Raw genomic sequence first — 23,703 nt, forward strand, 5'->3', positions numbered from 1 at the left:
GCACGAATTGTATTTTAATTCACAAAAATAATTATAAGTTCTGAATGATATTTTCAAGCTGTGACAAAATGCAAATTATCCCGTTAATTCTATTGGCATCGCGTTCTCAGGCGCGTTTAAACCTCATGAGGTCGGGCATCAGTGGGGAGGATTACTGTTTGTTTAAAGCTTGATTAAGAGCTTTTTTGGCAAGTGCTGTGGATAAGGCTCTGGAAAGGATGGATAAACCGGCACCAGTATCCTGGCTGTTTAGCTGTTTACGACAGCAGGCGCAAATCGCGCCGTGATGCCCACCGCTGCTGTTGCCTACGGTAAAGAAGAATTTTGTACTGCCACATTGTCCACACCTTAACATTTTAATCACTACAGCCTCCCTGTCTTCTGATGGATAAGAATTATCTTATCAAATTTCAGATGGATATCCATAAATAAGATTAATTAGTTTTTTATGGGATCTTATTTAGCTAAGCAATTGATTTTAAAGTTCTTATTGGGATATTGGTATGTTTATTGATCTTTTTTCTTCGATCGATTAGTAAATTAATCATGATTTATATGATTTAGCGTAAATTTTGTTCACTTTGGCAGTAAATATGGTTGAACGAGATTAACAAGGGTTCATAAAGCGCTGCTTTCCGTCAGGGTCGACTCGAAACTGTTGGTTTTTTGAACCGGAATAAGAAAGGTGGCTATGTTTTTTTTCATTTATATCAACATGTTCTAATTTTAGTGAAGTATCCTGCCTGCATAATATAGAGAAAAAACAGGAGTTAATGGTGTCTTTAAGTGGAAACGCTATAATTAACATTATTAGTCTAATGTTGGACGGGCCAAAATTTTGGGCCCTTACAGGAAGTTGATTCTTAATCATTCCCGGGGAGAAGTGAGAATTATTATGACAAGCCTGAAGAAATATCTTTTTTTACTGCTGCTGAGTGGTTTTCTTTCAGCGGGCGCACAGGCCTCTAAGTTGAACGATGCGGTAGCGGAAGGATGGCAATCTTTAACTGATAACCTCAGTCAGACATGGAACGATCCGCAGACCGTAGACCTCTACATTCCCGCTATCACCTGGCATAACCGCTGGACCTATGACAAAGATAAAACCGATCGTTATAACGAGCGCCCATGGGGTGCGGGATTCGGCGTTAGCCACTATAACGAAAAGGGTAACTGGAATGGTCTGTATGTGATGGCATTCAAAGATTCCTATAACAAGTGGGAGCCTATAGGGGGTTACGGGTGGGAAAAAACATGGCGACCGCTGGCCGATGATAACTTCCATCTGGGCGCAGGGTTCACCGCAGGGGTGACGATGCGCGATAACTGGAATTATATTCCTATCCCAGTGGTATTACCTCTTGCATCAGTAGGTTATGGCCCGGCGTCATTTCAGATGACCTATATTCCGGGTACCTACAATAACGGTAATGTTTATTTTGCCTGGCTACGTTGGCAGTTTTAACGGAAGAAAAGTGCGAAAAAAATGAGTGATGTTAAAAAAAGGCGATATTTATCACTTTTTCATCATTGTCTACTGGACAAAAGCCTTCGCAATTGCTGTACTAGATACCGACACAGTTTAGTGTCCATTTTTCATGTAAAGGTAATATAGATGTCTAAGATCAAAGGTAGCGTTAAGTGGTTTAATGAGTCCAAGGGATTCGGTTTCATTACTCCTGAAGATGGTAGCAAAGACGTGTTCGTACACTTCTCTGCCATCCAGAGCAATGGTTTCAAAACTCTGGCTGAAGGTCAGCGCGTAGAGTTCGAAATCACCAACGGTGCCAAAGGCCCATCTGCTGCTAACGTTGCCGCTATTTAAGTTATCAGACAGAATTTTTAAAACCCGCCTCGTGAGGCGGGTTTTTTTTCGCCTGAAGATCGGGGTTTGAAATAAAACCGGCGTTCTGAGCGTGATAACGGTGGCCCGGCGCAGGGATGATAAGCCGGACCGCAGTGCGCTAATGTGAGAAAAACAGCAGCAGCCAGGCCACTGTTGCTGAACAGGCCAGTAGCATAGCAAGGCTTTCAATCGGGGTGCGGGGAAGCCAGTTCATCTTGAGTGCCTCTTACAGTGGGATGAGCTGAGTCTGCCGAAAGATTATTAAGGAAACATTAATCGGTCGCCCTGGCGGCTGACAAATCCCATCCGTTTCACTTAGGATTACACTTATCAGCATTTGTAACATTAGGCTGTGATCTGGCCCCTTGCGGGGATGGCCGGGCTGAGGCTATAAACAATGACAGGTTTTTTCTGTTAGCGTTTATCGTATTAACAGCTGGCTTAGTCTGGAGAGTGTGGATGAATATTCGTCTTGCCGAATCAAGAGATGCTTTTGCCCTGAGTGCGCTGCTGGCGGAGTTGGGCTATGAGGGTACTGCTCCGTTTATTGAGCGGCGGCTGGCACAGCTGATCGCGGATGACACCGAGCGTTTGCTAATGGCAGAGCAGGGTAATACGGTGCTGGGATTCCTGTCGTTGCATTTTATTCCTCAGCTGGCGCTGGCGGGGGATTTTGCCCGTATCAGCTATTTCTGCATCGCCGAAGGCGAACGAAGCAAAGGTGCCGGGCAGCAGCTGCTGGCGTATGCAGAACAGCTGGCCCGCGATCGCGGCTGTGACCGAATGGAGGTTCACTGCCATGAGCGACGCGAAAAAGCCAACGCCTTCTATCTGCGCGAAGGGTTCACAGAGTCACCGCGCTACCACGTTAAGGAGCTGGGCTGAACGATGAAAGTTGCCGCCGGGCAGTTTGCCGTACGCCGCGAATGGCAGGAAAACGCGGAGATTTGTATCGGGCTGATGCATGATGCCGTGGGTGAAGGGGCGAGTCTGCTGGTACTGCCAGAAGCCGTACTGGCTCGGGACAACGACAATCCTGACTGGGGTGTGCGCTCGGCACAGCCGCTGGACGGACCGTTTGTTAACCAGCTGCTCTCAGCCAGCCAGCAAAATACGCTCACGACGATACTCACGCTGCACGTGCCTGATGGTGAAGGTCGGGTGTTCAATACGCTTATCGCTATTCGGCACGGCGAGATTATCGCCCGCTATAACAAGCTGCATCTGTACGATGCTTTTGCCATGCAGGAGTCCCGCAACGTGAGTGCGGGTGATGAGCTGCCGCCGCTGATTGATGTCGAGGGCATCAGGGTCGGGCTGATGACCTGCTACGATTTGCGTTTCCCTGAGATGGCACGGCGGCTGGTTCTGGACGGTGCTTCGCTGCTGGTATTGCCCGCCGCGTGGGTAAGAGGCCCGCATAAAGAGATGCACTGGGACGTTCTGGTCACTGCCAGGGCGCTGGAAAATACCTGCTACGTGCTTGCAGTCGGGGAGTGCGGCCCACGCAATATTGGCAACAGTCTGCTGGTCGATCCACTCGGCATTGCCACGGTCAGGGCGGCTGAGGTTCCCGCTCTGCTAACGGCAGAAGTAGACCCGCAGCGGATTGTGGCCGTGCGACAGGCGCTGCCGGTGTTGGCTAATCGACGTTTTGCCCCACCGGAACTGGCCGTTAAAAATCGCTGACGGATCGTATCCTGTTACAGATTGCTGCTGCACCCGCGCCGTTTCTCCGCGTTAAAATCAGCTGATACGGGGACTTTCCCCACTGCTTAACGCGAAGAAGGTAGATATGGAAGGTTTAAGTATCGGCAAACTGCTGATTGTTGGCGCGCTTATCGTCCTGCTTTTCGGTACCAATAAATTGCGCACGCTGGGCGGCGATTTAGGTGCTGCCATTAAGGGGTTTAAAAAAGCGATGAGCGACGATGACACCGCTGCGAAGCAATCTGTGTCTGAAGATAAACCGGCCGAACAGCAAACTCGTAAAGAGTGAGCAGGATTCAGGCAAAAAAAAACGGATGACTGGGTCATCCGTTTTTTTATGCCCGCAGCGCGGAATTACTTCACTTCCAGCCCTTTGGCCTGCATATCTGCATGATAAGAAGAACGTACAAACGGACCACAGGCTGCATGGGTGAAGCCCATATCCATGGCTGCGGCCTTCATTTCATCAAACTCAGCCGGGCTGACGTAGCGCTGTACCGGCAGGTGGTGACGGCTTGGCTGCAGATACTGGCCCAGCGTTAACATAGTGACGCCGTGGCGACGCAGATCGCGCATCACTTCAACGATTTCTTCGTTAGTTTCGCCCAGTCCGACCATCAGGCCTGATTTGGTCGGGATACTCGGATGCGCTTCTTTAAAGCGCTCCAGCAGTTTCAGTGACCACTCATAGTTCGCGCCCGGGCGCACCTGACGGTAAACGCGCGGCACATTCTCAAGGTTGTGGTTGAAGACGTCAGGCGGGGACGCGTTAAGGATTTCCAGCGCGCGGTCCATACGACCACGGAAGTCCGGTACCAGCGTTTCAATTTTAATGTTCGGGCTCTTCTCACGAATGGCGGTGATGCAGTCAGCGAAATGCTGAGCACCACCGTCACGCAGGTCATCACGGTCAACGGAGGTAATTACCACGTAACGCAACGCCATATCCGCGATGGTTTGCGCCAGTTTACCCGGCTCGTTGCTGTCGGGAGTCACAGGACGGCCGTGAGCAACGTCGCAGAACGGGCAGCGGCGGGTACAGATGGCACCAAGGATCATAAAGGTCGCGGTACCGTGGTTAAAACATTCAGCAAGGTTTGGGCAGGAAGCCTCTTCGCAGACGGAATGCAGACCATTTTTACGCATTGCGGCTTTAATGCCCTGAATGCGGCTGGAATCTGCTGGGAGTTTGATTTTCATCCACTCTGGCTTACGCAGTATTTCAGTACGCTCGGTCATCACGGTTTTTACCGGGATCAACGCCATTTTGTCTGCATCGCGGTATTTAACACCGCGTTCCATCAGAATCGGTTTACTCATAGTCTTGCTAGTTCCAGGTTGGATTGCGGCGAAAGTACCCGCTAAACACTAAATGAGTTTGTGGTACACCCTTTAACTATCGGACATCAGCCTGTCTGACCGTCTGCTCCAACGTAAAATTGTATGGGTGAATTCAACTTTTTTTGAAAAAGCATAAAAATTATATCATCTCTCGTTTACAGAAACAGCCTGCCAGTGCGAGAAAGCGTTACAGAATTGTAAATCAGAGCGCACATTTTAGCGGTAAATCGCACTCTTTGCTCCACTGCACGTTGGTAATTGCCAGCTGGCGTGCAAAATTGTCGATCAGCAGCGGCTGAACGGATGCCAGCGTGACCTCAGGACGCAGCGCGTGAATGTGCGTCATCTCCAGGCCGGCATAGCCGCAGGGATTGATGCGCAGAAACGGCGCGAGGTCCATATCGATATTCAATGCCAGGCCGTGAAACGAACAGCCGTTACGAATACGCAGACCCAGTGAGCAAATTTTTTTGTTGTCGACGTAAACTCCGGGAGCATCGGGGCGCGCGCTGGCGGTAATACCGAGTTGGGCGAGGGTGGTGATAATCGTCTCTTCCAGCGCGGTGACTAACTGGCGAACGCCCACTTTGCGGCGCTTAAGATTAATCATCACATACATCACCTGCTGACCCGGACCGTGATAGGTTACCTGGCCGCCACGATCGCTTTGCATCACCGGAATATCCCCCGGCATCAACAGATGTTCAGTTTTCCCGGCCTGGCCCTGGGTAAAAACCGCCGGGTGTTCCACCAGCCAGACTTCATCAGGCGTGGCTTCGCTGCGCTGGTCGGTAAACTGATGCATGGCTTGAGAGACAGGTGCCCAGGGCTGAAGAGCCAGCTGGCGAATAATCAGAGTATCAGGAGACAAAACGCACGATCCGGTTAGAAAAGCAGAAGTGAAGTATAGCGCTGGTGCAGGGCAAGAACCAGTATGCCCGCACCAGATATGGGGTTACAGCACCATCCGAACAATTTCGATTTTGCCCAACTCTTCGTACAGCGTTTCAACCTGCTCGATGTGTGTGGCGGTAATGGTAATAGAAACGGAATGGAAGTTTCCTTTGCTGCTCGGCTTAACGTCCGGAGAGTAGTCGCCCGGCGCGTGACGTTGCACGACTTCAACCACTTGATCGACCAGCTCTGGCTGTGCCAGCCCCATTACTTTGTAGGTAAAAGAGGTAGGGAATTCGAGCAGATCTTTAAGATTGGTTTTCATATGGACTCCGGTAACACATACAAGGAACCCCGTCGCTGCGGGAGTTCACAGATACTAACAATATGGGGATTATACGGGATAATTTCAAGAGACAGACGCATGGCCAACATGCTCTCTTGCAGGGACCGACCGGCGATCGGTCCCTTTGTGTGCGGAATTAACCGAACCAGTGGTGGAACATCAGTTTGATGTAGTCCACGATACGACCGAAGAAACCGCCTTCCGGCACTTCGTTCAGGACCACCAGCGGGTGCTGTTCAATGGTTTTGCCATCCAGCTGGAAGTTGATGCTGCCCACGACCTGATTTTTCTGCAATGGCGCATGCAGTTCGGTATTGCTCAGCGTGTAGCTGGCTTTCAGATCTTTCATCCGTCCGCGCGGGATCGTCAGATAGACATCGTTTTCCACGCCCAGCTGTACGCGATCGCTGTTACCAAACCAGACCGGCTCTGAAGCAAACTCTTTGCCAGCTTTCAACGGCGCCACGGTTTCAAAGAAGCGGAAGCCCCAGGTTAGCAGTTTTTTACTTTCGGTTTCACGGCCTTTATAGGTACGTCCACCCATCACCGCAGAGATCAGACGCATCTGGCCTTCGGTCGCGGAGGCCACCAGGTTATAGCCTGCCGCGTCGGTATGACCGGTTTTGATTCCGTCAACGTTCAGGCTGGTATCCCACAGCAGACCGTTACGGTTCATCTGGCGGATGTTGTTAAAGGTGAACTCTTTCTCGTGGTAAACCGCATACTCATCCGGCACATCGCGGATCAGCGCGCGACCGATCAGCGCCATATCGCGTGGAGAGCTGTACTGACCTTCCGCATCCAGACCGTGAACCGTCTGGAAGTGGGTATTTTGTAGTCCGAGTGCCTTGACGTAGTTATTCATCAGACCAACGAACGCATCCTGGCTACCGGCAACATAGTCGGCCATTGCCACGCAGGCGTCGTTACCTGATTGCAGCACGATACCACGGGTTAGCTGGGAAACCGGCACGCGGTCACCGGGCTTGAGGAACATCAAAGAAGAACCTTTGAACACCGGATTGCCGGTTGCCCACGCATCTTTACCGACGGTAACGATATCGTCCTGATGGATTTTACCTGCTTTGACCGCCTGGCCGATAACGTAGCTGGTCATCATCTTGGTCAGGCTGGCCGGATCGCGCCGGGTATCGGCATTTTTCTCCGCCAGAACTTTACCGGAGTTATAGTCGATCAGGACATAAGCTTCAGCATCAATTTCCGGCACGCCCGGGATCATGGTTTTAATGTTTACGTCATCGGCATAGGCGACAACGTTGAGGCTGAGGGCGATCAGCGATCCTACCGTCAGGCGTTTGATCAGTCGAGAAGAGGTGAAATTGCGCATGTTAAGAACGACAACATCCTGGATAAGTTAAAAAAAGTGACTCACTATAGCAAAATCCTCTGACAGCGACCCGCGCTAAATCAACGGGCCGGGCAGAATCACATTGCATTTGGTGCGACGGTAATAAACGACTGCTGGTTGGCTTCATTTGCCAGCCGCTGCTGCAATGCAGCAGCCTGCTGGCGGGAACTGAAACGGCCCAGCTGAACGCGATAAACATTGCCACGGCTGTCGACTGAGCCGCGGACGCCAAACTGTTTGCCCAGGCTGTTAGCCAGCTGCTGGGCGCGGGTGCCGTCGCTTAGCGCGCCCACCTGCACCACATAATTTCCGCTGCCGGACGCGGGCTGCGAGACTGCCGCTGCCGCAACAACCGCTGGGGGAGCAGAAGAGGCTGCCGAGGCGGCAGGTGCGCTGACCGGCTCACTACCTTCAAGTACGCCGCTACGTAACGGCTGAGCGGCACCGAGGAAGCCACCGCTGCGTACCGGCGCACCAACATTGTCATCGCTGCTCAACGTGCTGTTATCCACCGCGCGAACGTTCTGCTGCTCAGCCTGCTCCGCCGGGGCGGCATAGGTCTGCGGTTGTGACATTGCAGCACCACCGCCCATCGTCAGTCCTGCACCAATTTCGGGGCGAGCGGGGAGGGCGTAGCTTTGTTTTGCTACCGTAGTACCGATTGTACCAGGGCCAGAGAGCGTTCCGTCAGGAGCAACGGCAATATAGTCGAGGCGTACCCGAGTATTGTTGGAGGTATTCAGCCGATCGGCGGCTGCTCGCGACAGGTCGATAATCCGGTCTGGCGTATACGGGCCACGATCGTTAACCCGTACCACAATCATTCGGCCATTTGCCAGGTTAGTTACGCGAACGTAGCTCGGCAGCGGCAGCGTGGGATGCGCAGCGGTCAACGCGTTGGGATCGAAGACTTCACCAATGGCCGTGCGATTTCCACCGACTTCTTCACCGTATGAGGTGGCCAGGCCGACCTGGCTAAAGTTGGAAGGGTCCTTGATGACTTTGTAGGTCTTGCCATTCACCGAGTAATCCTGGCTGGTGCCTGGATTGATCGGCTCATAGCGTGGTTCTGCTCCGCCAATTTCCACCACCGGGCCGTTGTAAGTCTGCTGCTGCGGGGCCGGGGCCTGCTGCTCTGTATCTGTGGTGCAGGCTGCCAGCATGGCTGATGCCAGGGCAATCCAAAGCCAATCCTTACGCATGTCTATGCCTCTTAAACGCTCTTCGACAACAGTTTTCGATGGGTGTGAATCGACATAATGATCCCAAACCCGGCCATCAATACTATCAGGGCTGAACCACCGTAGCTTACCAGCGGTAACGGCACCCCTACCACCGGTAAAATACCGCTGACCATGCCAATATTAACAAAAACATAGACAAAGAAGATCAGCATTAATCCTCCCGCCATCACGCGGCCAAACGTAGTCTGTGCACGAGCCGCCATCATCAGCCCGCGCATGATCAGCAGCACGTAGAGTATAAGCAGGATCAGCACGCCGACCAGTCCCAGTTCTTCCGCCAGTACGGCAAAAATAAAGTCGGTGTGGCGTTCGGGCAGAAATTCCAGCTGTGACTGTGTGCCGTGCAGCCAGCCTTTACCGCGCAGGCCACCGGAGCCGATGGCAATTTTGGACTGAATAATATGGTAGCCGGCGCCAAGCGGATCGCTTTCCGGGTCAAGCAGCATCATTACGCGATCGCGCTGATAATCATGCATCAGGAAGAACCAGAGTACCGGAATAAAAGCCGCCACCAGAATTACGGCAACGGCAATCAGGCGCCAACTCATCCCGGACAGGAACAGCACAAACAGTCCGGAAGCGGCAATCAGAATGGATGTGCCGAGGTCTGGCTGGGCGGCAACCAGCAGAGTGGGCATAAAGATCAGCACCAGCGCGATGGCGGTATTCTTCAGCGTTGGTGGACAGACGTCACGGTTGATAAACCGCGCGACCATCAGCGGTACGGCGATTTTGGCAATTTCAGAAGGCTGAAAACGGACAATACCCAGGTCCAGCCAGCGCTGCGCACCCTTACTGATATGACCGAAAGCATCCACGGCAATCAGCAATATGACACAGACGATGTAAAGATAGGGGGCCCAGCCTTCGTAAACGCGTGGCGGGATCTGCGCCATCACCAGCATCACCAGGATGCCCATGGCGATTTGGCCAATCTTACGCTCCATCATGCCTGGGTCCTGGCCGCTGGCGCTCCACATCACCAGCGCACTGTAAATCAGCAAGGCGACAATGATCAGGCAAAATGTCGGATCAATATGGATTCGGGTCCAGATTGACTGTTTCTGACGGCTATCGTTCATACCGGTTATTCACCTTCATAGCCCGGCGGCGTAGGCGCAGCGTCAGGCAGGTTGGTATTGTTATCGCCCAAAATAATATGATCGAGGATCTGGCGCATGATCGTACCGACGGCCGGGCCTGCGCCACCGTTCTCCAGGATCATCGCAACCGCAACACGGGGATGATCGTACGGCGCAAAGGCGGTCATCAGCTTGTGGTCGCGCAGACGTTCGGTCAGCTTATGGGCGTTATAAGTTTCATTGGCTTTCAGGCCGAATACCTGGGCAGTACCTGATTTAGCGGCGATTTTATACGGCGCATCTTCAAAGCTTTTACGCGCGGTTCCGTTTGGCCGGTTTGCCACGCCGTACATGCCGTCTTTGGCAATTTCCCAGTAGCCGGTATGAATATCGGCGATCGGCGCCGCCGCAGGTTGACGCCACGGGATTTTGGTTTCGCCCTGCATGGTGTCCATCATCAGATGCGGCGTTTTAATCACACCGTCATTAATCAGGATCATCAGTGCTTTATTCATCTGTACCGGCGTTGCAGTCCAGTATCCCTGGCCGATCCCCACCGGAATAGTGTCACCCTGGTACCACGGCTTTTTAAAGCGCTTCATTTTCCAGTCGCGCGTTGGCATATTGCCTGGTGTCTCTTCCACCAGGTCAATGCCGCTCAGGTGACCGTAGCCGAATTTGCTCATCCATTCGCTCAGCCGGTCGATGCCCATATCGTAGGCCACCTGGTAGAAGAAGGTATCCGCCGACTCTTCCAGAGACTTGGTGACGTTCAGGCGGCCATGGCCCCAGCGCTTCCAGTCACGGAAGCGCTTTTCAGAACCCGGCAGCTGCCACCAGCCGGGATCAAACAGACTGGTGTTGCGAGTAATGACGCCTGCCGTCAGCGCAGAAACGGCAATATACGGCTTCACTGTGGAAGCCGGGGGATAGGCCCCCTGGGTAGCACGGTTGATCAGTGGACGGTTTTCATCATGCAGCAGGCTGTTGTAGTCCTTGCTGGAGATACCGTCAACAAACAGGTTCGGGTCATAGCTTGGCATGGAAACCATCGCCAGCAGCTCACCGTTACGTGGATCGGACACCACCACCGCTGCACGGCTTCCCGCCAGCAGCGTTTCTATGTACTGCTGCAGCTTGAGGTCGATAGTCAGATGGATATCACGACCAGCCTGCGGAGACTGCTCATGAAGCTGGCGGATAACCCGGCCACGGTTGTTAACTTCCACCTCTTCGTAGCCGGTTTTCCCATGCAGGACGTCTTCGTAGTAGCGTTCGATCCCCAGCTTGCCGATATCGTGGGTGGCGGCGTAGTTTGGCCATTTGCCTTCTTTATCCAGTCGCTCGACGTCGCGGTCGTTGATCTTGGAGACGTAGCCGAGCACGTGGGTCAATGCCGATCCGTACGGATAGTAGCGGCGCTGATAGCCTTTGACTTCGACGCCAGGGAAGCGGTACTGGTTAACGGCAAATCGCGCAACCTGAACATCGTTCAGACCGGTTTTCAGTGCGATAGAGGTGAAACGGCGTGAGCGTTTACGTTCTTTCTGGAAGGCTTCGATATCTTCGTCGGTCAGATCGACGATCGGCTTCAGCTCCTGCAGCGTTTGCGGCAGGTTATCGACCTTTTCCGGCACCAGTTCAATTTGATAGATGGTGCGGTTTAGCGCCAGCGGAATGCCGTTTCGGTCATAAATTATGCCGCGGCTCGGTGCGACCGGTACCAGCTTGATACGGTTTTCGTTAGAGCGGGTGCTGTAATCTTCAAAGCGGACGATTTGCAGGTGGTAAAGGTTGACCACCAGCACACCGGAGAGCACAAGAATGCCCAAAAATGCGATAAGCGCCCGACGAACAAACAGCGTCTGTTCGGCGGTATAGTCACGAAAGGAGTTACGTTGTAATTTCATCCGCTGCTTTGTCTGTCCGGTTAACCCAGTTCGTTATTCACGATGATAGGGGTGATTCGCAGTAATGCTCCATGCACGATACAAACTCTCTGCAACCAAAACGCGTACCAGCGGATGGGGCAGGGTCAGCGCCGAGAGTGACCAGCTTTGTTCCGCCGCAGCCTTGCAGGCGGGTGACAGGCCTTCCGGACCACCGATCAGCAGGCTGACATCACGCCCGTCCTGCTTCCAGCGTTCCAGCTGACTGGCGAGCTGTGGGGTTTCCCACGGCTGGCCGGGTATATCCAGCGTCACGATGCGGTTGCCTTTTCCGGTAGCCGCCAGCATCATCTCGCCTTCTTTTTCCAGAATACGTTTGATATCGGCATTCTTACCGCGTTTCCCGGCAGGGACTTCGACCAGTTCGAACGGCATATCTTTCGGAAAGCGCCGCAGATACTCCATAAATCCCGTCTGTACCCAGTCGGGCATTTTTGTGCCGACGGCAACCAGCTGCAGCTTCACGGCTTAACTCCAGAGCTTTTCCAGTTCGTAGAGCTTGCGGCTCTCTTCCTGCATGACATGAACAATAATTTCACCCAGATCGACAACAACCCAATCGGCGGCGGCGCGGCCATCTACGCTAAACGGACGCAGACCTGCCAGACGAGCTTCCTGCACAACGTGTTCCGCAATTGAAACCACGTGACGGGTCGAAGTACCGGTGCAGATAACCATGCAGTCGGTGATGCTGGATTTGCCCTGGACGTCGATAGCAACAATGTCCTGGCCTTTCAGATCGTCGATTTTATCAATGACGAAGTCTTGGAGTGCTTTACCTTGCAAAAGGTTCCCCCTTGGGATTGAGTTCGTGTTGGGCTGATGCCCCAAAAAATTAGCGGCGCAGTATAGCATGCGGATTTGGGTTCCGATATAAACCCTCACGCGCGATAAATTCACTGACCGACGGTGGAAGCAAATCGGCATCAGGGTGGCCCTGATGAAGGCGATCGCGGATCTCGGTTGCAGAAATTGAAACCAGTGGCGTTTCAGCCAAAAAAACTTTACCGGCGGGCTGCTGGTGCAGTTCTTCAGGCCGTTTGGCCAGATGCTTCGCAAGCCACTGCTGCTGTTCCGGCGTGGTCATTTCCCTGCTGTAGCCCGGACGCTGGCACACCAGCAGGTGACACAGCGACAGGAGATCCTGCCAGCGGTGCCACTTGTGCAGGGTGAGCAGCGAATCCTGGCCGATAATAAACGCCAGTGGCTGCTTCACTCCGCGTTCCTGGCGAAGTTCATCCAGCGTATCAACCGTGAAAGAGGGCGTGTCGCGCTGCATTTCCCGCAGATCGAGATCGAACAGCGGATTTCCCGCAATCGCCAGCCTGACCATTTCGATCCGCTGTGCCGGAGAGGCTTCCGGCTGTGGGCGATGGGGTGGCACGTTGTTCGGCAGTAGCGTCACGGTATGCAAACCGGCCAGCGCCGCCAGGGCTTCAACGGGTTTCAGATGTCCGTAGTGAATCGGGTCAAACGTGCCACCATAAAGGGCATGAAGCTCTGTTTTATCAGACATCGCAGAAGCTCGCCGGGAAGGCCGGATGGCAAAGGAGCAGTGCCAGCATTTCCAGTTCAGACCATACGGACTGGCCGTAATCCTGCTTGAGCGTCAGTTCAATGCGCGCCAGCAGATGAATGCCCTGGGTCAGGGTCGCAGATGACAGTCGCTGTAGCGCCTCGCTGAACAGCGTTCTGCGGTTTTGCCACACGCGATGCTGATCGAACAGCGTGCGCATCGGTGTGTGGGCCATCTGGCGCTTAAGCGTTGCCAGCAGCAGCAGATCGCGCTGCAGGGTACGCAGCAGGATCACCGGTTCGCTATCTTCATTGCGCATCTGGCGCAAAATATGAAGTGCACGCTTACTTTTTCCGGCCAGCAGAGCGTCAACCCAGTGGTAAGGGGTGAAATGTGCCGAGTCGCTGACCGCCTGCTCAACCCGAGGCAGCGTCAGCTTTCCGTCCGGCCACAGCAGCGACAGCCGTTCAAGCGCCTGTGAAAGCGCCAGCAGATTTCCTTCATAGCAGTAACACAGCAGCTGGCTGGCGGCATCGTCTAACGTCAGCTGCATTTTTTTCGCCCGCGCACTGACCCAGCGAGGCAGCTGTGCCTGCTCCGGTGTCTGGCAGGGGATAGTGGCACCCTGGCTGCTCAACGCCTTATACCAGGCACTGTTTTCCTGCGCTTTGGTCAGTTTAGCCGCGCGAAGGATCAGCAGGATATCGCTGTGCAGCAAGCCAGATAGGGTGAGTAGCTGCTCGTTCATCGCTGCGTTAGGGCCATTTTCCGGCAGGATCAGTAACAGCGTCTGGCGGGAAGAAAACAGGCTGAGTTCCTGGCAGAGCGCGAAAATTGACTGCCAGTCGGTGCTGGCATCCAGCGTGGCACTATGATGTTCGGTAAAGCCCTGCAGCTGGGCGGCATCACGGATAGCATCCTGTGATTCCTGCAGCAGCAGCGGCTCATTACCGCTTAATAAGTAGCAGGCGCGCAGCCCCTCACGGAGCTGCGCGCCTAGCTGTTCAGGGTAAATCCTGATCATCGGGTGTAGGAATCGTCCGACACTGCATTGTCAGAATGCAGGTGATCGACTGAAGATGGCGTACGATCCAGCGTATTGATCGATGAATCGTTCTCTGCCGCATGCACCGTCAGCAGTTTACGCACCAGCTGCTGTGATGCCTGAGTACGCATTTCACTAATGATAATCTGCTGTTCAGAATCTTTTGCCAGTGCGGCCAGCGGGTTATCAAAGAATGAACGATAAACGGTGGTGCTGATCGGGTAGATGCCTTTATTCGGCACCAGTACCTGAGCGCTGACGACCATCATCATTGAGTATTCAGCCGTTTTACCATCCTGGAAGATCGACGCGGTATCGCGATTGATACGCTCGCCCTGAAGACGTAACGATGGCACCTCGGTATTTTTATCCGTGCTATCCAGAATCTTCACATCATTCAGGCGCAGCTGTTCACGCACCGAACGAGCCAGCGGACCATAAGGATCGGACGAATCCAACACCAGCGTTTTCATCTCAGCAGGTACAGAGGTCGTACCGCGAAGATGGTAGCCACAACCAGCGGTGATCAACACCGCCAGGCCAACAAGCAGAGAGACTATCGGATGTCGCACAATTCCTCCTGACATCAACCCACAACCAGGTTAAGCAGTTTACCCGGCACGTAAATAACTTTACGAATGGTAACGCCGTCGAGATATTTCGCCACCAGATGCTCCTGTGCTGCGCGAGCCTGCACCTGCTCCTGAGTCGCGTCTGCTGCAACGGTCACTTTACCGCGAACTTTACCATTAACCTGAACAACCACCAGCAGCGAGTCTTCAACCATCGCTGATTCATCAGCCTGCGGCCATGGTGCATTATCTACTTCGCCTTTACCGCCCAGCGCCTGCCACAGCACGAAGCTGGCGTGCGGGGTAAACGGATACAGCATACGGACAACGGCCAGCAACGCTTCCTGCATCAGCGCGCGGTCCTGGGCGGTTTCCTGCGGCGCACGGAGCAGTTTGTTCATCAACTCCATAATCGCAGCGATAGCGGTGTTGAAGGTCTGACGACGGCCAATATCATCGCTGACTTTGCTGATGGTTTTGTGCAGGTCGCGGCGCAGCGATTTCTGCTCGTCGTTCAGTGAAGCGATATCCAGCGCTTCGGTTGCGCCTTTTTCACTGTGCTCAAAGGCCAGTTTCCATACGCGCTTGAGGAAGCGGTTCGCCCCTTCAACGCCGGATTCCTGCCATTCCAGAGTCATATCTGCCGGAGAAGCAAACATCATAAACAGACGAACGGTATCTGCACCGTAGCGCTCAACCATCACCTGCGGGTCGATGCCGTTGTTTTTCGACTTCGACATTTTGCTCATGCCCGCGTAAATCAGCTCATGGCCAGCGGCATCGGATGCTTTGGTGATACGGCCTTTCTCGTCGCGCTCAACGGTCACATCAACCGGAGAGACCCAGTTACGTTCGCCGTTGTTACCGGTGTAGTAGAACGCATCGGCCAGAACCATCCCCTGGCACAGCAGGCGTTTAGCCGGTTCGTCGGACGTCACCAGACCTGCATCGCGCAGCAGTTTGTGGAAGAAGCGGAAATAGAGCAGGTGCATGATTGCGTGCTCAATCCCACCGACGTACTGATCGACCGGCAGCCAGTAGTTGGCCGCGGCCGGGTCCAGCATGCCTTTATCATAGTCCGGGCAGGTGTAGCGCGCGTAGTACCAGGATGACTCCATAAAGGTGTCAAACGTATCGGTTTCACGCAGCGCAGGCTGGCCGTTAACCGTGGTTTTAGCCCACTCAGGATCGGCTTTAATCGGGCTGGTAATGCCATCCATCACCACGTCTTCCGGCAGGATAACCGGCAGCTGATCTTCCGGGGTTGGCATCACGGTGCCGTCTTCCAGCGTCACCATTGGAATTGGTGCACCCCAGTAACGCTGACGGGAAACCCCCCAGTCGCGTAGACGGTAGTTGACTTTACGCTCGCCGACGCCTTTCTCAGCCAGCTTATTGGCAATCGCGTTAAAGCCGTCTTCAAACGACAGGCCGTCAAACTCACCGGAGTTGAACAGCGTACCTTTTTCGGTCATTGCCGAAGCGCTCAGGTCCGGCGCCGTGCCGTCTGCGGCCAGAATAACCGGCTTAACGGTCAGACCGTATTTGGTAGCAAATTCCCAGTCGCGCTGGTCGTGGCCAGGCACTGCCATCACTGCACCTGTGCCGTACTCCATCAGTACAAAGTTAGCGACCCATACAGGAACCTGCTCGCCGGTCAGCGGGTGTACCGCAAAGCGGCCGGTGGCCATGCCTTTTTTCTCCATGGTGGCCATATCCGCTTCGGCAACCTTGGTATTCCGGCATTCAGCAATGAAGTCAGCCAGCGCCGGGTTCGATGCGGCAGCGGCAGCAGCCAGCGGATGACCTGCGGCCACGGCCAGGTAGGTTACACCCATGAAGGTATCAGGGCGGGTGGTATAAACGCTGAGTTTTTCTTCGCTGTCCGCAACGTTGAACTCGATTTCCACGCCTTCAGAGCGGCCAATCCAGTTACGCTGCATGGTTTTAACCTGCTCAGGCCAGCTTTCCAGCGTGTCGAGGTCGTTCAGCAGTTCGTCAGCGTAGGCGGTGATTTTCACAAACCACTGCGGGATCTCTTTACGCTCAACTTTGGTGTCACAGCGCCAGCAGCAGCCGTCGATCACCTGCTCGTTGGCCAGCACGGTCAGATCGTTCGGGCACCAGTTCACCGCGGAAGTCTTTTTATAGACCAGGCCTTTTTCGTACAGCTTGGTGAAGAACCACTGTTCCCAGCGATAGTACTCAGGCTGACAGGTCGCCAGTTCGCGGCTCCAGTCGTAGCCAAAGCCGAGCAGCTTCAGCTGGTTCTTCATGTAGTCGATATTGGAGTAGGTCCACGGAGCCGGAGCGGTATTGTTTTTTACCGCCGCGCCTTCCGCAGGCAGACCGAATGCATCCCAGCCGATAGGCTGCAGCACGTTTTTACCCAGCATGCGCTGGTAGCGAGAAATCACATCACCGATGGTGTAGTTTCGCACATGGCCCATATGTAGGCGGCCAGAAGGATAGGGTAGCATTGAGAGGCAGTAATACTTCTCTTTACCTTCCTCTTCGGTCACTTTGAACGTTTGCTTCTCATCCCAGTGTTTCTGGACGTGGGATTCTATCTCTTCCGGGCGGTATTGCTCTTGCATGGCTGCCAGTGGTCCTTTTTGAATAGCGCTAAGCTTATTTCTGATTTCATTTAAGATCCGCATAGCATAGCTGATCCCCCCCCAACGCAACAACAGTAAGCGAGCGGCGAGGCGGCATTTCTCTTTAAGCTGGAAGCGCTGCGGCAAATTTGTGCAATGAAAAGCCGGATTTTTTGTACAGGAACTAGAATGATAGGGAAATGCTTTCGTTATCAATAAGGAGAGTCCATGAACAAGGTTGCTCAGTACTATCGCGAGTTTATTTCATCCTTAACGAAGCGCCTGGAGCAGGGCGAGCGTGACATTGATGCGTTGGTAGAAAGCGCACGGCAGCGGATGAATAACCGTGGCGAACTGACCCGCAGCGAAATTGATGACGTTACGCGAGCGGTTCGCCGCGATCTGGAAGAGTTCGCGCGCAGCTATGCTGAAAACGAACAGGAACTCGGCGACAGCGTGTTTATGCGCGTTATTCGCCAGAGCCTGTGGAAAGAACTGGCTGATATTACAGATAAAAGCCAGCTTGAGTGGCGTGAAGTGTTTCAGGATCTGAATCATCACGGTGTGTATCAAAGCGGTGAAGTGGTGGGGTTGGGAAATCTGGTATGTGAGAAATGCCAGTACACTCGCGCCATATATACGCCGGAGGTATTAACCCGCTGCTCAGAGTGTGGGCACGATCAGTTTCAGCGTCAGCCGTTTGAACCGTAGGCTGCGAGCCTGAAAAGGGTGAAATCGGTATCCGGATAAAGTGAAAATATCATTCTCCGGATACCGTTTTTTCAGCTATGAAAAGCCCGTCTTAATGCAGGATTTTCGCCAGGAACTCTTTTGCGCGCTCCGACTGTGGGTTGTTGAAGAAGTCATCCTTCGGTGAATCTTCCACAATTTTACCTTCGTCCATAAAGATCACCCGGTTAGCCACTTTGCGGGCAAAGCCCATTTCGTGCGTCACCACCATCATGGTCATTCCTTCATTCGCCAGCTCGACCATCACATCCAGCACTTCGTTGATCATTTCCGGGTCCAGCGCTGAGGTGGGTTCATCAAACAGCATGGCGATCGGGTCCATGCACAACGCGCGCGCAATGGCCACGCGCTGCTGCTGGCCGCCGGAAAGCTGCCCCGGGAACTTGTTTGCGTGTGCTCCCAGCCCGACGCGCTCCAGCAGCTTCAGTCCTTTCTGACGCGCCTCATCTTTATTACGTTTAAGAACCTTGACCTGGGCCAGCGTCAGGTTTTCAACGATGGAAAGATGGGGAAACAGCTCAAAGTGCTGGAACACCATGCCAACGCGTGAACGCAATTGTGCAAGATTGGTACGTTTATCATTCACCGCAGTGCCGTTCACTTCAATCACGCCCTGCTGGATAGGTTCCAGACCGTTGACGGTTTTAATCAGCGTGGATTTACCGGAGCCGGAAGGGCCGCAGACCACCACCACTTCACCTTTCGTCACTTCCGTTGAGCAGTCGGTCAGCACCTGAAATTGACCATACCACTTAGAAACATTTTTCAGGGTAATCATTTAAACAGTCCTTTTTTTCTTTAAGTAGCTGACCAACAGCGAAGCACTGAGGCTGATAACAAAATAAACCGCGCCGGCAAACAGCACCATCTCAATTTCCGTACCGTTGTTGATTCCAATGGTATCGGCAGTTCGGAAGAAATCGGCGAGGCTCAGAACGTAAACCAGTGAGGTATCCTGGAACAAAACGATACCCTGGGTGAGCAGCAGCGGCACCATCGCGCGAAACGCCTGCGGCAGTATGATCAGCTGCATTGACTGCCACTTGGTCATCCCCAACGCCAGCGCTGCGTTGCCCTGACCACGAGCAATACTCAGTATCCCGGCGCGGATAATTTCGGAGTAGTATGCGGCTTCAAACAGTGAGAAGGCCACCATGGCTGAAATCAGGCGGATATCCGTTTTGGGCGACAGCCCCAGGACCTGCTGAAGGAAGCTCGGTACCACCAGATAGAACCACAGCAGTACCATCACCAGCGGCACTGAGCGGAACAGGTTGACGTACAGGCGGGCAAACCAGCTGACAACGGTAATCGACGACAGCCGCATTACCGCCAGCAGGGTGCCCCAGATGATGCCAAAAATCACCGCCGTAATTGTGATTTTCAGGGTAACAACCATACCGTTCCACAGGAACGGCAGGTTGGGCACGATGGTGCTCCAGTCAAATTCGTACATTATTTTCCTCCCGTATTGCCGGGCAGGCGCACTTTACGTTCAACCAGGCTCATCAGCAGCATAATCACCGCATTGATGGCGATATAGGCCAGCGTAATAGCCGTAAATGATTCATAGGCGTGCGCGGAGTAATCCAGCAGTTTGCCCGCCTGCGCCGCCATATCCACCAGACCAATGGTTGACGCGATCGCCGAGTTTTTCACCAGGTTCAGCATTTCAGAGGTCATTGGCGGCACGATAACGCGATAGGCATTAGGCAGCAGGACGTAACGGTAGGTTTGTGGCAGCGTCAGCCCCATCGCCAGACCGGCGTTTTTCTGCCCGGACGGCAGAGACTGAATGGCGGCACGGACCTGCTCGCACACGCGCGCGGCGGTAAACAGCCCCAGGCAGAGTACCGAACAGGTGAAGAACTGAATATTCGGGTCCAGCTCTGATTTAAACCACATACCGATGCTTTCGGGCAGCAGCTCCGGGATAACCAGATACCAGATAAAGAACTGGACGATCAGCGGTACGTTGCGGAAAAGCTCAACGTAGCAGGTGCCCAGCGTAGACAGCCATCGGTTAGGAACGGTGCGCAAAATGCCAAACAGCGATCCAACCAGCAGAGCGATAATCCAGGCGCAGACTGAGACGGCAACGGTGACCTGGAAACCAGACCATAGCCAGCCAAGGTAGGTGGTATTACCGAACGGGGCCTGTTGCAGGAAGATACCCCAGTTCCAATCAATTGACATAAACGACTCCGGTAAAAAAAGGGTAGCGGCTGCTACCCTGAAGATTGATGAGAGGCCCTGATGTACGCTACGGGGAACGACCGCTTAATACCTTAGCCAGGCTGCGTGACTGAGTGCCACATCAGCCAGGCCGTGTCTGTCCGGGCCTGTGTTCAACAATCGTAGGGCAGCAGACTGCCCTTTATTTTCGTTATTAATTCATTGCCTTGTCGTTAGGAGACTTGAACAGCGCTTTCATATCGTCAGACAGATCGAAGTCCATGGTCATGTTTTTCGGTGGGATTGGCTGTTTAAACCATTTATCAAACCATTTTGCCGCTTCGCCGGACGTCTGTGCCTGCGCGATGGTGTCATCCATCAGCTTCTTAAATTCGCCATCGCCCTTACGCAGCATACAGCCGTAGGCTTCGTGTGACTGTGGCGTGCCGAGGATTTCCCAGTTAGACGGTTTCTTCGCTTTTGCGCGTTCGCCGGCCAGCAGTGCGTCATCCATCATAAAGGCCACCGCGCGGCCGCTTTCCAGGGTACGGAAGGAGTCACCGTGGTCTTTCGCGCTGATAATGCGCATGTCCATTTTCTGCTCATCATTCAGCTTGTTCAGCAGAATTTCAGACGTTGTACCCGAAGTCACTACGACACTTTTCCCTTTCAGGTCAGCGAAGTCTTTAATCGGGCCACCTTTTTTCACCAGCAGGCGGGTACCCACAACGAAGATGCTGTCAGAGAACGCGGCCTGTTTCTGGCGTTCCAGGTTGTTGGTGGTGGAACCGCACTCGAAATCGTAGGTGCCGTTTTGCAGCAGCGGGATGCGGTTCTGTGACGTGATTGGCAGCAGTTTAACCTGCAGGTCAGGCTTGTTGAGTTTCTTTTTGATAGCTTCAACGATGGCGTCGGAGTATGCCTGAGAATAACCCACCACTTTTTGCTGATTATCGTAGTAGGAGAACGGGACGGATGATTCACGGTGGCCCACGACGATGACGCCGTTTTTAGCAATTTTTTCCAGGGTCTGAGTTTGTGCATCAGCGGCCTGTGGTGCAGCGTCTTCCGCATGTGCAATACCGGAGGCAAAACCAGCCAGTGCAAGGCAAAGCCCCAGTTTCCGTAATTTCATGTTCCAACTCCTTTGCAGTTGTGGCGTTAATTAAACTACGCCGACGTGATGTTGTGTGTATTTCCAGCTGTTTATCTGTTTTATGTACAGCGGTTAACGTGGTCTTTCTCAAATAACATAGCCGAATGTTAACGGCAGGATACGAAAAAGTTTCCTTTTTGCGAGTTATGCCGCACCAATCTGGCGCCTGACGGTTCGGGTTGCCTCATGGTGGTGCGCTAAATGCCCTGTTTTAGTGCGCTCGGCGTTTCATCGTGACTTTATTGAGGGCGACACACGTTTTCACGGAAATATTTTGCAATCATCGTGCCAACGGCGGTTTTTTAACAAAAGTGCAGCATAAACGGCGAGCAGGATGATGCATGCGATCGAGAGGGCTACGGCCAGCCAGAAAGCGGAAGGCAGATCGTTGGTGAAGAGGATATATGCGTTTGAAGAACAGAATGTGAAAATCGCAGAGATGGAAAGTAAGAAGTGGTTAAGGCAAAAAAGATCTGGCGAGGGAAAATGTCGCGAAGGTAACAGTAGGAGAGTAATGTGAGTAAGGCACAAAATATGGAGCCAGCGTTGAAGACTGGCTCCGTAAGATTTAACGTTGAGACCCGCGCGAGCGCCAGCAGCGCAGCCCACCCACCGCTGCGAAGAGCAGCGTGATAAACCACACGCCCCAGTTACCGATACGCGCGTAAGGCGTCAGGCCCGTAGTCGGCGTGACTTTTGCGGAGAGTACCTCGGCAGTGAACTGAGGGATAATCTGGCTGATATCCCCTTTGGCGTCCACGATAGCCGTTACACCATTATTGGTGCTGCGCAGCAGAGGACGACCCAACTCCAGCGCGCGCATCTGCGCCATTTGCAGATGCTGCCATGGGCCAATGGAATGGCCAAACCAGGCATCGTTTGAGATTGTAAGCAGGAAGTTAGTATCCGGCTGGAAGTTATCCCGCACCTGCTGGCCCAGTACGATTTCGTAGCAAATCGCGGCGGTCAGATTAAAGCCCGCCACTTTGAGCTGCGGCTGAACGTAGCTGCCACGGCTGAAAGAGGACATCGGCAGATCGAAGAACGGCGCCAGCGGACGCAGCAGCGATTCCAGCGGAACGAATTCACCAAAAGGCACCAGGTGATTCTTCTGGTAGCGGTTGCCGCTGAAGTAGTTGTAAGGCTCTGGACCACCCAGCACGATAATCGAGTTGTAATCGTGGTAGCGATTATTTTCGAGGCGTGAGTCAACAATACCGGTAATCAAGCTGCTGCCGCCGTTGCGAAGCTGCTCATCAACTTCTTTCAGGAACGGCTGTTGGCGCGTTTCCAGATCGGGAATGGCTGACTCAGGCCAGATAATAATCGGCGCTTTACCAACGTATGGACGGCTGAGCGCGGTATAGGTTTTTAGCGTATTAACCAGCTGGTTAGGGTCCCATTTCATCGATTGTGCGATGTTGCCCTGTACCAGCGCCACGTCAACGGTGCGTTCCGGCAGCGGCTGGAACCAGTTGATCAGGCGCAGCGGCCACGGCAGTAAAAGCAGGGCCAGGGCGATGATACCCGCACTCAAGCGCCGCTGATTGGCGGCGAAGACCAACAGACCCGCTATTATCATCAGCAGGAAAGTGATGCCTTCCACACCGAGCAGCGGTGCCAGCCCTTTTAAAGGGCCGTTAATCTGGCTGTAGCCGAACTGCAGCCACGGGAAGCCGGTTAAGATCCAGCCGCGTAAAAACTCTGTTACCTGCCAGAGCACCGGCGCTGCCAGCACCAGGCGCAGCAGCGTGGTTTTTGGGAACAGGCGGTTTAGCAGGGTGGTAAACAGCATCGGATACAGCGACAAATAGGCCGCCAGCAGAACCACAAGGAAGATATTCACCGGCCCTGGCATACCGCCAAAAGTGGCGATACTGACATAGACCCAGTTAATACCGCTGCCGAACAGGCCGAAGCCCCATGCGAAGCCAATTGCGCAGGCCTGCCGCGTTGTGCGGTTCAGCGTCAGCGCCTGGAGCCCGATTAGAGAAACAAGGGCGGCAGGCCAGAAATCATAGGGTGAGAAAGAAAGGGTGCCAGCGGCACCCGTTAACAGCGCGAGCAGCAGGCGAACCCGCTGGCGCTGGCAAATTGAGGCAATTGCCATA

25 protein-coding genes are annotated in these 23,703 nt (G+C 53.6%); 6 read left to right on the forward strand and 19 right to left on the reverse strand.

Translation table 11 applies throughout. The annotated features are described in order from the left end of the window. Positions 1 to 151 precede the first annotated feature (151 nt). Positions 152 to 364: a hypothetical protein gene (locus tag IBT46_RS21520; protein WP_200547356.1), complete on the reverse strand. Its 213-nt coding sequence runs from the start codon at positions 362 to 364 to the stop codon at positions 152 to 154. A gap of 531 nt (positions 365 to 895) precedes the next feature. On the opposite strand from IBT46_RS21520, the gene pagP reads away from it, so the two are divergent. The 5 genes from pagP (at position 896) to tatE (ending at position 3,845) form a co-directional block, all read left to right on the forward strand. After that, positions 896 to 1,465: a lipid IV(A) palmitoyltransferase PagP gene (gene pagP, locus IBT46_RS21525; RefSeq protein ID WP_200547357.1), complete on the forward strand. Its 570-nt coding sequence runs from the start codon at positions 896 to 898 to the stop codon at positions 1,463 to 1,465. 150 nt (positions 1,466 to 1,615) lie between these two features. Beyond that, positions 1,616 to 1,825, forward strand: coding sequence for a transcription antiterminator/RNA stability regulator CspE (gene cspE / locus IBT46_RS21530; RefSeq protein WP_004156612.1), 210 nt, complete (start codon positions 1,616 to 1,618; stop codon positions 1,823 to 1,825). Between the two features lie 480 nt (positions 1,826 to 2,305). Next, complete coding sequence (locus IBT46_RS21535; RefSeq protein ID WP_200547358.1) at positions 2,306 to 2,731, forward strand: GNAT family N-acetyltransferase; 426 nt, start codon at positions 2,306 to 2,308, stop codon at positions 2,729 to 2,731. A gap of 3 nt (positions 2,732 to 2,734) precedes the next feature. Continuing rightward, the gene (locus tag IBT46_RS21540) at positions 2,735 to 3,535 is read left to right on the forward strand and encodes a deaminated glutathione amidase (RefSeq protein ID WP_200547359.1); all 801 of its coding nucleotides are present in this window, start codon (positions 2,735 to 2,737) and stop codon (positions 3,533 to 3,535) included. A gap of 106 nt (positions 3,536 to 3,641) precedes the next feature. After that, positions 3,642 to 3,845, forward strand: a complete 204-nt coding sequence (gene tatE, locus IBT46_RS21545) for a twin-arginine translocase subunit TatE (RefSeq protein WP_200547360.1) — start codon at positions 3,642 to 3,644, stop codon at positions 3,843 to 3,845. 65 nt (positions 3,846 to 3,910) lie between these two features. Here tatE and lipA read toward each other — a convergent pair whose 3' ends face one another. The 13 genes from lipA to leuS all read right to left on the reverse strand — a co-directional run bounded on the left by lipA (position 3,911) and on the right by leuS (position 17,511). Next, positions 3,911 to 4,876 (reverse strand): lipoyl synthase, encoded by a 966-nt coding sequence (gene lipA, locus IBT46_RS21550; RefSeq protein ID WP_200547361.1) that lies wholly within the window; start codon positions 4,874 to 4,876, stop codon positions 3,911 to 3,913. A 223-nt stretch (positions 4,877 to 5,099) separates the two neighbouring features. Continuing rightward, positions 5,100 to 5,768: a lipoyl(octanoyl) transferase LipB gene (gene lipB, locus IBT46_RS21555; protein WP_200547362.1), complete on the reverse strand. Its 669-nt coding sequence runs from the start codon at positions 5,766 to 5,768 to the stop codon at positions 5,100 to 5,102. Between the two features lie 84 nt (positions 5,769 to 5,852). Then, positions 5,853 to 6,116 (reverse strand): DUF493 family protein YbeD, encoded by a 264-nt coding sequence (ybeD, locus tag IBT46_RS21560; RefSeq protein WP_105591029.1) that lies wholly within the window; start codon positions 6,114 to 6,116, stop codon positions 5,853 to 5,855. Between the two features lie 157 nt (positions 6,117 to 6,273). Beyond that, a complete protein-coding gene (gene dacA / locus IBT46_RS21565) occupies positions 6,274 to 7,485 on the reverse strand; it encodes a D-alanyl-D-alanine carboxypeptidase DacA (protein WP_200547363.1) in 1,212 nt (403 codons plus the stop codon). 98 nt (positions 7,486 to 7,583) lie between these two features. Continuing rightward, positions 7,584 to 8,708: an endolytic peptidoglycan transglycosylase RlpA gene (rlpA, locus tag IBT46_RS21570; RefSeq protein WP_200547364.1), complete on the reverse strand. Its 1,125-nt coding sequence runs from the start codon at positions 8,706 to 8,708 to the stop codon at positions 7,584 to 7,586. Between the two features lie 11 nt (positions 8,709 to 8,719). After that, entirely contained in the window at positions 8,720 to 9,832 is a 1,113-nt protein-coding gene (mrdB, locus tag IBT46_RS21575; protein WP_200547365.1) for a peptidoglycan glycosyltransferase MrdB, read from the reverse strand. 5 nt (positions 9,833 to 9,837) lie between these two features. Next, entirely contained in the window at positions 9,838 to 11,742 is a 1,905-nt protein-coding gene (gene mrdA / locus IBT46_RS21580; protein ID WP_105591033.1) for a peptidoglycan DD-transpeptidase MrdA, read from the reverse strand. A gap of 33 nt (positions 11,743 to 11,775) precedes the next feature. Beyond that, entirely contained in the window at positions 11,776 to 12,246 is a 471-nt protein-coding gene (gene rlmH, locus IBT46_RS21585; protein WP_105591034.1) for a 23S rRNA (pseudouridine(1915)-N(3))-methyltransferase RlmH, read from the reverse strand. 3 nt (positions 12,247 to 12,249) lie between these two features. After that, complete coding sequence (rsfS, locus tag IBT46_RS21590) at positions 12,250 to 12,567, reverse strand: ribosome silencing factor (protein WP_105591035.1); 318 nt, start codon at positions 12,565 to 12,567, stop codon at positions 12,250 to 12,252. Between the two features lie 49 nt (positions 12,568 to 12,616). Then, the gene (nadD, locus tag IBT46_RS21595; protein WP_200547366.1) at positions 12,617 to 13,297 is read right to left on the reverse strand and encodes a nicotinate-nucleotide adenylyltransferase; all 681 of its coding nucleotides are present in this window, start codon (positions 13,295 to 13,297) and stop codon (positions 12,617 to 12,619) included. After that, complete coding sequence (holA, locus tag IBT46_RS21600) at positions 13,290 to 14,321, reverse strand: DNA polymerase III subunit delta (protein WP_200547367.1); 1,032 nt, start codon at positions 14,319 to 14,321, stop codon at positions 13,290 to 13,292. Before holA ends, nadD begins: the two co-directional genes overlap by 8 nt. Next, positions 14,318 to 14,914, reverse strand: a complete 597-nt coding sequence (gene lptE / locus IBT46_RS21605; protein WP_200547368.1) for an LPS assembly lipoprotein LptE — start codon at positions 14,912 to 14,914, stop codon at positions 14,318 to 14,320. Before lptE ends, holA begins: the two co-directional genes overlap by 4 nt. Before the next feature lie 14 nt (positions 14,915 to 14,928). Further along, the gene (leuS, locus tag IBT46_RS21610) at positions 14,929 to 17,511 is read right to left on the reverse strand and encodes a leucine--tRNA ligase (protein ID WP_200547369.1); all 2,583 of its coding nucleotides are present in this window, start codon (positions 17,509 to 17,511) and stop codon (positions 14,929 to 14,931) included. 228 nt (positions 17,512 to 17,739) lie between these two features. Here leuS and IBT46_RS21615 point away from each other — a divergent pair, with 228 nt between their 5' ends. Beyond that, positions 17,740 to 18,222 carry a zinc ribbon-containing protein gene (locus IBT46_RS21615; protein WP_105591040.1) on the forward strand — a complete coding sequence of 161 codons (483 nt, stop codon included), beginning with the start codon at positions 17,740 to 17,742 and terminating at the stop codon, positions 18,220 to 18,222. A 91-nt stretch (positions 18,223 to 18,313) separates the two neighbouring features. On the opposite strand, the gene IBT46_RS21620 is transcribed toward IBT46_RS21615, so the two are convergent. From IBT46_RS21620 to lnt, 5 genes are all read right to left on the reverse strand, one after another. Continuing rightward, positions 18,314 to 19,039, reverse strand: coding sequence for an amino acid ABC transporter ATP-binding protein (locus tag IBT46_RS21620; RefSeq protein ID WP_105591041.1), 726 nt, complete (start codon positions 19,037 to 19,039; stop codon positions 18,314 to 18,316). Beyond that, positions 19,040 to 19,717 carry a glutamate/aspartate ABC transporter permease GltK gene (gene gltK / locus IBT46_RS21625; RefSeq protein WP_200547370.1) on the reverse strand — a complete coding sequence of 226 codons (678 nt, stop codon included), beginning with the start codon at positions 19,715 to 19,717 and terminating at the stop codon, positions 19,040 to 19,042. Then, positions 19,717 to 20,457, reverse strand: a complete 741-nt coding sequence (locus tag IBT46_RS21630) for an amino acid ABC transporter permease (RefSeq protein WP_123336620.1) — start codon at positions 20,455 to 20,457, stop codon at positions 19,717 to 19,719. The genes gltK and IBT46_RS21630 overlap by 1 nt, the downstream gene beginning before the upstream one ends. Positions 20,458 to 20,650: 193 nt before the next feature. After that, complete coding sequence (locus tag IBT46_RS21635) at positions 20,651 to 21,571, reverse strand: amino acid ABC transporter substrate-binding protein (RefSeq protein ID WP_105591044.1); 921 nt, start codon at positions 21,569 to 21,571, stop codon at positions 20,651 to 20,653. 589 nt (positions 21,572 to 22,160) lie between these two features. Then, positions 22,161 to 23,702, reverse strand: a complete 1,542-nt coding sequence (lnt, locus tag IBT46_RS21640; RefSeq protein ID WP_200547371.1) for an apolipoprotein N-acyltransferase — start codon at positions 23,700 to 23,702, stop codon at positions 22,161 to 22,163. Position 23,703: the final 1 nt, after the last annotated feature.

This window comes from Erwinia sp. S38 (genome assembly GCF_016624545.1).
Lineage (GTDB): Bacteria > Pseudomonadota > Gammaproteobacteria > Enterobacterales > Enterobacteriaceae > Erwinia > Erwinia coffeiphila.